Origin of the sequence: uncultured Wocania sp., assembly GCF_964021735.1 — a bacterium.
Taxonomy (GTDB): domain Bacteria; phylum Bacteroidota; class Bacteroidia; order Flavobacteriales; family Flavobacteriaceae; genus Wocania_A.
Genome location: NZ_CAXIBN010000127.1, coordinates 1 through 8774, shown reverse-complemented (window position 1 = coordinate 8774; position 8774 = coordinate 1). Strand labels below are relative to the sequence as shown.

The 8774-nt window shown below is 29.0% G+C and carries 10 protein-coding genes, 1 tRNA gene and 1 pseudogene; 2 read left to right on the top strand and 10 right to left on the bottom strand.

Translation table 11 applies throughout. The features are described 5' to 3' along the window. Together AADI82_RS11150 and AADI82_RS11145 are read right to left on the bottom strand one after the other, a co-directional pair. Positions 1-275: pseudogene (locus tag AADI82_RS11150) on the bottom strand (hypothetical protein); the annotation flags it as partial. After that, positions 256-846 carry a sigma-70 family RNA polymerase sigma factor gene (locus tag AADI82_RS11145; RefSeq protein WP_341216514.1) on the bottom strand — a complete coding sequence of 197 codons (591 nt, stop codon included), beginning with the start codon at positions 844-846 and terminating at the stop codon, positions 256-258. The gene AADI82_RS11145 and the pseudogene AADI82_RS11150, both read right to left, overlap by 20 nt. Before the next feature lie 142 nt (positions 847-988). On the opposite strand from AADI82_RS11145, the gene AADI82_RS11140 reads away from it, so the two are divergent. Beyond that, positions 989-1339, top strand: coding sequence for a DUF6249 domain-containing protein (locus AADI82_RS11140; RefSeq protein WP_341216513.1), 351 nt, complete (start codon positions 989-991; stop codon positions 1337-1339). A gap of 57 nt (positions 1340-1396) precedes the next feature. Here the strand turns inward: AADI82_RS11140 and AADI82_RS11135 are convergent, their stop codons facing one another. Continuing rightward, positions 1397-2062, bottom strand: coding sequence for a M15 family metallopeptidase (locus tag AADI82_RS11135; protein WP_341216512.1), 666 nt, complete (start codon positions 2060-2062; stop codon positions 1397-1399). Positions 2063-2659: 597 nt separating this feature from the next. Here AADI82_RS11135 and AADI82_RS11130 point away from each other — a divergent pair. Beyond that, positions 2660-3358: a DUF4369 domain-containing protein gene (locus tag AADI82_RS11130; RefSeq protein WP_341216511.1), complete on the top strand. Its 699-nt coding sequence runs from the start codon at positions 2660-2662 to the stop codon at positions 3356-3358. A 150-nt stretch (positions 3359-3508) separates the two neighbouring features. Here AADI82_RS11130 and AADI82_RS11125 read toward each other — a convergent pair. From AADI82_RS11125 to AADI82_RS11095, 7 genes are all read right to left on the bottom strand, one after another. Continuing rightward, positions 3509-3582 (bottom strand) — tRNA-Thr (locus tag AADI82_RS11125). Positions 3583-3643: 61 nt separating this feature from the next. Further along, a complete protein-coding gene (locus AADI82_RS11120) occupies positions 3644-3913 on the bottom strand; it encodes a hypothetical protein (RefSeq protein WP_341216510.1) in 270 nt (89 codons plus the stop codon). A gap of 119 nt (positions 3914-4032) precedes the next feature. Further along, on the bottom strand, positions 4033-4443 hold the full coding sequence (locus AADI82_RS11115) for a 6-carboxytetrahydropterin synthase (RefSeq protein WP_341216509.1): 411 nt from the start codon (positions 4441-4443) through the stop codon (positions 4033-4035). After that, on the bottom strand, positions 4440-4964 hold the full coding sequence (gene idi, locus AADI82_RS11110; RefSeq protein ID WP_341216508.1) for an isopentenyl-diphosphate Delta-isomerase: 525 nt from the start codon (positions 4962-4964) through the stop codon (positions 4440-4442). Before idi ends, AADI82_RS11115 begins: the two co-directional genes overlap by 4 nt. A 94-nt stretch (positions 4965-5058) precedes the next feature. Further along, positions 5059-6963 carry an OmpA family protein gene (locus AADI82_RS11105; protein ID WP_341216507.1) on the bottom strand — a complete coding sequence of 635 codons (1905 nt, stop codon included), beginning with the start codon at positions 6961-6963 and terminating at the stop codon, positions 5059-5061. Positions 6964-6974: 11 nt separating this feature from the next. Further along, positions 6975-7907, bottom strand: a complete 933-nt coding sequence (locus AADI82_RS11100) for a type IX secretion system membrane protein PorP/SprF (protein WP_341216506.1) — start codon at positions 7905-7907, stop codon at positions 6975-6977. Positions 7908-7940: 33 nt separating this feature from the next. Beyond that, positions 7941-8774: gliding motility-associated C-terminal domain-containing protein (locus tag AADI82_RS11095; RefSeq protein ID WP_341216505.1), on the bottom strand; the 834-nt coding region annotated here is incomplete at its 5' end.

The window sequence follows — 8774 nt, the reverse complement described above, 5'->3', positions numbered from 1 at the left end:
GATAAAGCATTAAAATCTAAAGTGCTTAACCAACTTTCCTTTTCGGTTTCTGTTCCTAAAATTAAATAAGTGCAAAGCACCACAAAACTTAAAGCAATTAAAAACCAAACTTTTTTAGAGATTAAAGGTTTATAAATCGTAACACTTTTATCATTTAATGCCGCTACTTGAGACATTATTTCTGAAGTAAAATGAATTGAAGGACTCTCCAAAGCAGCCTTTTTAATAATCTTTTTTGTAAAATCATCAAGGTATTTATCTTCGTTCTCTTTCATAATATTCAATTATTTCTGGTTCTAATCTATTTTTTAAAATAGTTGCTAATTTTTTCCGACTTCTAAAAATTTTCACTTTTACATGATTAGCTGTAATGCCAACAATTTTAGAAATCTCTTCTAAAGAATGTGCTTCAAAATAATATAATGTTAGTAAAAAACTATCATCATTTGGTAACAAAGTTAAGCAATCTTGTATGGTTTTGTTATACTCTTGCTGCTCCATTTTATCTAAAGCATTATCTATTGTTTTAATTTGATGCTCGGTAAATTCATCAATAGCAACATCGTTAAAATACTTTTTATTCTTCTTAATTCTATCTAAACAGGTATTGTAAGTAACTTTATAAATCCATGTTGAAAATTTAGAATCACCTTTAAACTTATGCAACGATTTATAGGTTTTAATAAAAGTATCTTGTGATACTTCTTCTGCTTCTTCTCTATTCTTTAGCATGCGCAACGCCAAAGAAAAAACCAAATCTTTATAACGATCTACTAATACTGAAAATGCATTAGTGTCGCCATCAATAATTTGGTTGATATAATATTGATCGTTGTTGGTGGTCATTTTTAAGTAAGACGACTATAATTTGTTTTAGGTTACACATCTCAGAAAAAAAATATTTTTAATAAAAACTGTAACCAAAATTAAAAACGCATCGTCATAAGCTATGAACACATTAAAATTAATCAATTAAAAACGAAACATTATGCACGTAACAGAAGTAATTATCCCAATAAGTTTGTTCTTAGCCATTTTCGGAATATTCTATTTATACTTATCTACAAGAAACAAAGAACGCTTAGCGCTTATAGAAAAAGGAGCAGACGCAAGTATTTTTAGTTTTAGTAAACAAGCTGGTTCATCATGGAAAGTTATTGTTCTTAATTTAGCTTTTTTATTAATGGGGATTGGTTTAGGAGTTTTTATTGCTTCTATTTTAGAAAGCTATACAACTTTAGATGAGGATGCTATATATCCAGCACTTATCTTCTTTATGGCTGGTATTGGGTTATACATTGGTTTTACACAAACAAAAAAGCATGTAGGCAAAGAATAATAAAACTCATCAATCAAAAAAGAAAAAGCGTTTTAATTAAATTTTAAAACGCTTTTTCTATTCTATAGGAAAATCAAAATAAGTTTTAGGAAAAGGCTCATGGCGCAAAGTAAAATGCCACCACTCTTTAGGGTAGTTTCTAAATCCATGTTTTAGCATTACAGTTTGCAAAAGTTGCCTATTTTCTTTTTGTTGTTTTGTAATACCATCAAAATTCACCCAAGATTCTTGTCCGAAAAAATCATACGGACTTCCCATATCTAAAAGCTTACCTGTATTACCATCAATAATAGTTAAATCTACGGTACTACCTCTACTATGTCCAGATTTGCTTGCAATATATCCAGCTTTAAATAAATTCTTCTTTTTAACATTTGGATAAAAAACAGACTTATTAATGGTATCATTTAATTGTTTTGCCCAACGCATAAAATGATTTACTGCTTGTTGCGGTCTGTAACCATCATAAACTTTTAAACATAAATTTCTGTTCTGCAATTCCTCTTGAACCAACTTTAAAGCTTGCGCCGTTTGTTTTGTTAAAATAAGTTTATTTGAATGATAACCATCTACACGTTTACCAACAAAATTATTTGATGTATTATATCTTAATTCTACATCTAAATCAGGAATACTATCTTTTACATAAGTAAATTCTTTTGGTAATTGAGAAAAACCAAAAGCACAAAAAAAAAGAAAAAAAAAGATTGAGTATAACTTCATTATTTACAACTTTAAAGCTAATTTATATAAAATAAGTTTATTACTTAAAATTGAAACACAAAAAAACCGAGTTCCCTCAAACTCGGTTTCTTTTCAATTTGCTTTTTTTATTACGATGTAGATTTAGGGTCTCTATACCAACAACATAATGCAAATATTAATTAATTAATCCATTGAACTAAAAAGTATGTTATTTAGTACACACCAAATATATAATTAATAAATATATAATACCGATAAAAAACTTAATAAATCGATGAAATGCATGTAATTTTAACATTTAAAGACAAAAACATGTATTTCATCGATGAAATACAATTTGTTGTATAAAAAAAGCACCTTAAATAAGGTGCTTTTTTACTAACTAACCAACCAAAAATATGAATTACATTTTCTAAGTTTAAAGTAACCACTCAATAAACTTTTTTATTAGAATGTAATTATTTTTTATAACACAATATCTATGCCAAAATTAAAATTCAATAATTATATTAACATAATTTTAATACATTTAAAGTTTTAATAAATATTCTCTCGTGTATAGTGTTTAAAATAAAATTATAAGATATTTGCCTATTCTAAAAAAAATAAGAAATCATGAAAAAACTATCGTTTTTAGCTTTTTTAATATTAATAGTTTCGTGTGTCAAAGAACCCGATTTAATTGTTAAAACTAATATTAAAGGTTTAAAAAAAGGAACTGTTTATCTTAAAAAAGTAAAAGACACAACGCTTGTAACTGTAGATTCTATAGTAATTAATGGAAATTCTGGATTTGAGTTGAAAAGTGATTTAGAATCTCCAGAAGTATTCTTTTTATACTTGAATAAAAATACCAACGAGGACGATCGAATAGCATTTTTTGCTGATAAAGGCATTACTGAAATTAACACCACCTTAAAAAACTTTGTTTTTGACGCAAAAATAAAAGGTTCTGCACAGCAAACCACATGGGAAGGATATCAAACTATGATTTCTAAACTAAATGGCAGAAACTTGGATTTAATAAAAGAAAGTTTTGAAGCTACAAAAGAAGGAGATACTGCAAAAGTAAATTCGATTGAAAAAGAATACAACGGTTTATTAAAACGAAAATATTTATACACAGTTAATTTTGCTATAAATAATAAAGATAGTGAAGTTGCTCCTTACCTAGCCCTAACAGAAATTTACAATGCACATATTAATTTATTAGATACCATAAATAATTCTTTAACTCCAAAAGTAAAAGCATCAAAATACGGAAAAGAATTGCAGGTTTTTATTGATGAAATAAAAGAAGCTGATAAAAAATAACTAAAATATTTACTTAGCACAAAAGCCTTTCAAAATTGAAAGGCTTTTTTATTTTATAACCAATGGAAGAAATCCCTTCTACTACACTTAGGATAAACTTCTTGTCTTGAAAAAACGAAAAAAGCTTCTCTAAAAAGAGAAGCTTTTGGGAGCCGATGGAGGGACTCGAACCCACGACCTGCTGATTACAAATCAGCTGCTCTAGCCAGCTGAGCTACATCGGCGTTTTAACGGTTGCAAATATAATCGCAAAAACATTAATTGCAAGTGCTCCGTTAAAAATTTTTATCCTAGTTTGTTAATTTTTTCTATTAATGCTCGCCCTTTTTCTTCTAATTCAGCATTAATTGCTTTAAAGTGTGCTTTTGGGTTTTCAACATCTTTAGCATTTATTTTTGCTATTAAAATATCAAAGGTTTCAATTGCCTCATCAATAATTGCTTCACTCTTTTTAGTGTCTTTATCTGTGTTTGCATATTCCCAAACGTAAACTGCTTCAATAATATCACCTAAAACATAGTTTATATCTTTCTTTAGGTTTCTAACATTTGCCATAATTTGTAATTTAATTTAGTTGCAAAAATAAGTAAATAATTAAACATTACCCTTTTATAGCGAAGCATAATTAGAAGTTATTTATCTCCTTAAAACTCCATAAAAATATAAATATGGTATTACTCACCAGAATAGCTCACAAAATTTCTTGGTGTTTCAAAAAGTGTAATTTCTAATTCTAATTCAGGTTTTAATTCAGACTTAATTTTATCGTAAATAACTACAGCTATGTTTTCCGCAGTTGGGTTTAAATTCTTGAATTCTAAAACTTCTACATTTAAGTTTTTATGATCAAAGGCGTCTTCAATTTTCTCTTTAATAATGTCTTTTAAAGTTTTAATATCAATAACATAACCCGTTTCTTTATCTATATTTCCAGTAACGCTAACAATAAGTTCGTAATTATGTCCATGAAAATTGGGGTTACTGCATTTACCAAAAATTAAACTGTTCTTTTCGTCAGTCCAATCTTTTCTATATAGTCTATGGGCTGCGTTAAAATGTGCTTTTCTGCTAACGGTTACTTTCATTTTTGTAAATTAATATGTTCGTAAAATTTACTAAAAATAATTTTAAACCATTCTGTATAAACTTCTGGATGCAACTCCATATCTACCTTAACATCTTCAATTGGCATCCATTTCCAATCAGCAACTTCTTCTTTATTTATATTTGGTGCGTCATTATAAACACCTAACATAACATGGTCATATTCATGCTCTGTTAAGCCATTATCAAATGGCGCTTTATAAATAAATGAAATAGATTCTTTTAAATCTACAACAAAACCCATCTCTTCTTTTAAACGACGTTTTCCTGCTTGTATATTTGTTTCTCCATCGCGCTGATGACTACAACAGGTATTAGTCCATAACCCAGGAGAGTGATACTTGCTTAAGGCACGTTGCTGCAACATTAATTCGTTTTTATCATTAAATATAAAAACAGAAAATGCTCTGTGCAATAAGGCTTTTTCGTGAGCTTCCATTTTTGGCATTAAACCAATTTGCTCATCATTTTTGTTTACAAGAATTACTTGTTCTTCTTTCATAGTTTGACAAAAATATGAAATACTTTTATGGCATCATAAAATAAAAAGAGCATTCAAATTAATGAATGCTCTTTTCTTCCCTCATAAATTGATGTTAATTAGCCACAACAATAAATTCGCTTCTTCTATTTTTTTGATGCTCTTCTTTTGTACATTTTACACCATTTTTACATTTATTAACTAACTTGGTTTCTCCATAACCTTTCCCTGTTAATCGGTTTTTAGAGATTCCACCTTTTTCTACTATAAACTTTATAGTCGATTTATTTCTTCTATTAGAAAGTGCAAAGTTATAAGCATCTTTCCCCCTTGAATCTGTATGCGACCTTACGTCTATCTTCACTGAAGGGAACTCATTCATATAATTTATGATTTTTTCTAGCTCTAATTGTGCATCTGGACGAATTATAGACTTATCGTAATCAAAATAAATAGGTTTTAAATTTAAGAGCTTGAACAAGTCTGTTCCTACTTCGGCTGCCTTAATTTCTGGTTCTAGTGCTAAGGTTAAAACAATATCTCTAGTTTTTTTTGTTGAAAAATTAGTAGAGGTATCATTATAATCTTCTTTTTTAGCTTCTACAGTATAAGTCTCTTGTTTACAAGTTAGGTTAAATTGAAATTTACCTGAATTATCAGTTTTCAATGATTTAATAATTTTATTACTCCCATCATATATCACAAGGTCTGCATCTTCTAAAACCTCTTGAGTCTTTTTATTTATTAATGTACCCGAAACTTGTTTAGAGCATTCTGGAGCTATAAAACTGTAAATATCATCATCACCTTTTCCTCCTGTTCTATTTGATGAAATATAACCTTTACGTGTTGTTTCGTTAATAACATAAGCAAAATCATCTTTAGGGCTATTTATTGGTTTTCCTAAATTTTGAATCACACCAGATTCAATATTTTTAATTTCAATTTTAAATACATCTAAACCACCTAAACCTAAATGTCCATCTGAAGAAAAATAGAGTATGTTTTTTTCACTTATAAAAGGAAAGTTTTCTCTGCTTTCTGTATTAATTTTTGCTCCTAAATTTATTGGTTCACCATAAGATCCATCATCATGAATATCAACAACAAAAATATCTGAAGCTCCATAAGTTCCTGGCATATCTGAAGCAAAATATAATTTTTTTTCGTCTGTGCTTAAAGCAGGATGTGCTACACTATACTCGCTATTATTAAATGGTAAAGATTCTATATTTGTCCATTTACCCTCTACTAATGTTGCTTTATATATTTTTAGGGTATGAAAATCATTACTATTTTTTTTGAAATTTCCCTTGTAATAATTATTTCTTGTAAAATAAACAGTGTTCCCATCTTTTGTAAAAGCTGCAGATGATTCATGATATTTTGTGTTTATATTTCCTAAAATCTCTTTTATACTACCATCCTTATTTAATTCAAACAAATCTAAAAAGGGTTGTGCATTCCAACTATAAATTTTTTCATCTTTATCTCTTGAGGATGCAAATACCAAATTATCTTGGTAAGTAGAAGTTCCAAAATCTGAATACGGCGTATTTATATCTAAATTATTTAGCTCAAAATCTTCTGATAACTCTTCAATTGCTTTTAAATAGTTTGTTGAGCTTAAAATTTTTTTTGCTCGAGAATCTTGAGGATTCATTGTGGCAAATGCTAACATTATTTTGTTAGCTTCCTCATAATTTTCTTGTGCTTTTAAAGTTTGTGCGTACCTAAAAAAGTTTTCTGATTCTATATTTGTATTTCCTTCGATTAGCTTGCTATACCATTTTGATGCATCTTGCATTTCGTTATTAAAATAATAGGCATTTGCTAATTTCTCAATAACTTCTAATGATGTGTTACCTTTATTTGCTAAACTTAAAAGATTACTTTTTGAATCTGCATATGATAATTTTTCGTACTGCTTTACCGCACTTTTAATTTTTGCTTTTTGTGAAAAAGTAGCATTAAAAGATAAAAAACTTACTATAGATAATATGTATATTCTTTTTTTCATATCTGTTTTCTTTAGAAAAATCTTGGTGATAAAATTTTGCCTATTTGTTGTAACTCAAATCGTAACATAATTTCATGTGTTCCACTATTATAATTATTCAAAGCAGTTGTTGTAGCATCATAAGAGTACCCAACAAATAAACCTTCTGTTAGCTGGAATCCTGCTAAACCACTAATGGAGTCATCCCATCTGTATGCTATACCTAATGTTAATTTTTCACTAAATAGTGCATTAAATGAAATATCTGCAATTAATGGTGCTCCAGAAACCCCTTTTAATAAAAATGCAGGCTTTATTTTTGTGTTATTACTTAAATTAAACACATATCCTCCTATTAAAAAGTAGTGTAACCGCTCTGTTGCTATAGATTCTTGAAAGTCATCGTAATGCTTTGTTGTTAAAACATTTGGAGCTGAGAATCCTAGGTACCATCTATTTGAATGCAAATATAAACCTGCTCCTAATGTTGGGGAAATTAAATTTATATTTTCATTAAATGCATTGTCTGGGTTTTGAAAAAGCCCTTTACTCCAATCTGTATCTAATGAGTGAATACCTCCTTTAATTCCGAAAGACAATTCTAAATCACCTGATGCATTTACAGGAATAGTATAAGAAAAATTGGCATCAATACTTGTTTCCTTTGCTGGCCCTAGTTGGTCGCTAATAATATTTAATCCTAATCCTATTCTTTCATTACTTAAAGGTGAATGCAAGCCAAATGTTATTGTTTTTGGAGCGCCATCAATACCAACCCATTGAGTTCTATATAAAGCTGTTGTGCTTAAAACATCTCTTTGTCCTGTATATCCTGCATTTACACTCATAGTATTATACATATAATGTGTAAATTGAGGATCTTGCTGTGCGTTAATTTCTAAACTTAATAGTGCAGTAAACACTACCAAAATTAAACTTTTTATGAATGATGATTTGTTTATCATTTTTTAATCTTTTATTAGTTGTTTACTTGTATGTTATCGGTTTATGTATAACCAGCCTACTTTAGGTTTAGATCCATCTCCAAAGTCAAGGACATAATAATACGTTCCTTCTGGAAGCTTTTTGTCTGCATTAATTGTAGATCTTCCATTCGAAATACCATCCCAAGCGTTATCGTTATTATAATTTCTCTGTTCATAAACTAAATTACCCCAACGGTTATAAACCTCTAATTTATTATTCGGATAGTTTTCAATGCAGTTTATAATTAAAGTATCGTTTACTCCATCATTATTTGGAGAAAACTCATTAAATATAAGTAAGCACCCTAATTCTGTGACTGTTGCATCATCTTCAACATTACCATCAAAATCATCTCCGTTGTCACTAGTATCATTTACATTATCTAATGTTGGAGATACGGCTGTTGCAACAACACTATTGCTAACACCACCTGCATTAATTGCTTGCTGAGTTATAATAAAACTAGCCTTATATGTTGCTATCTCACCAACTAATAATGTTCCTTCCAAACTACCTAAACTTGAACTATCAAATCTCGGTGATTCTGATAATTCTAATGTATTTCCATTAGCATCAAGAAATATATCTGTTAAACTTAAATTTGTTAAAATACCATCACCAGTATTCTCAACTTCTATTGTATAAATAATCACATCATTAAGTGCTATTCCTAAAACATCGGCTGTTTTTGTGACCTCTAAAGATGCCGTACAGCCATTAACAAATGGACTACATGGATTATTTGGGTCTGATGTTGGGCCTCCTGGATAATCATTCGGATTATTCGGGGTACTCGGATCGTCTATTCCTGTGGTCTCTTCACAATCGGTTAAACCATCATTATC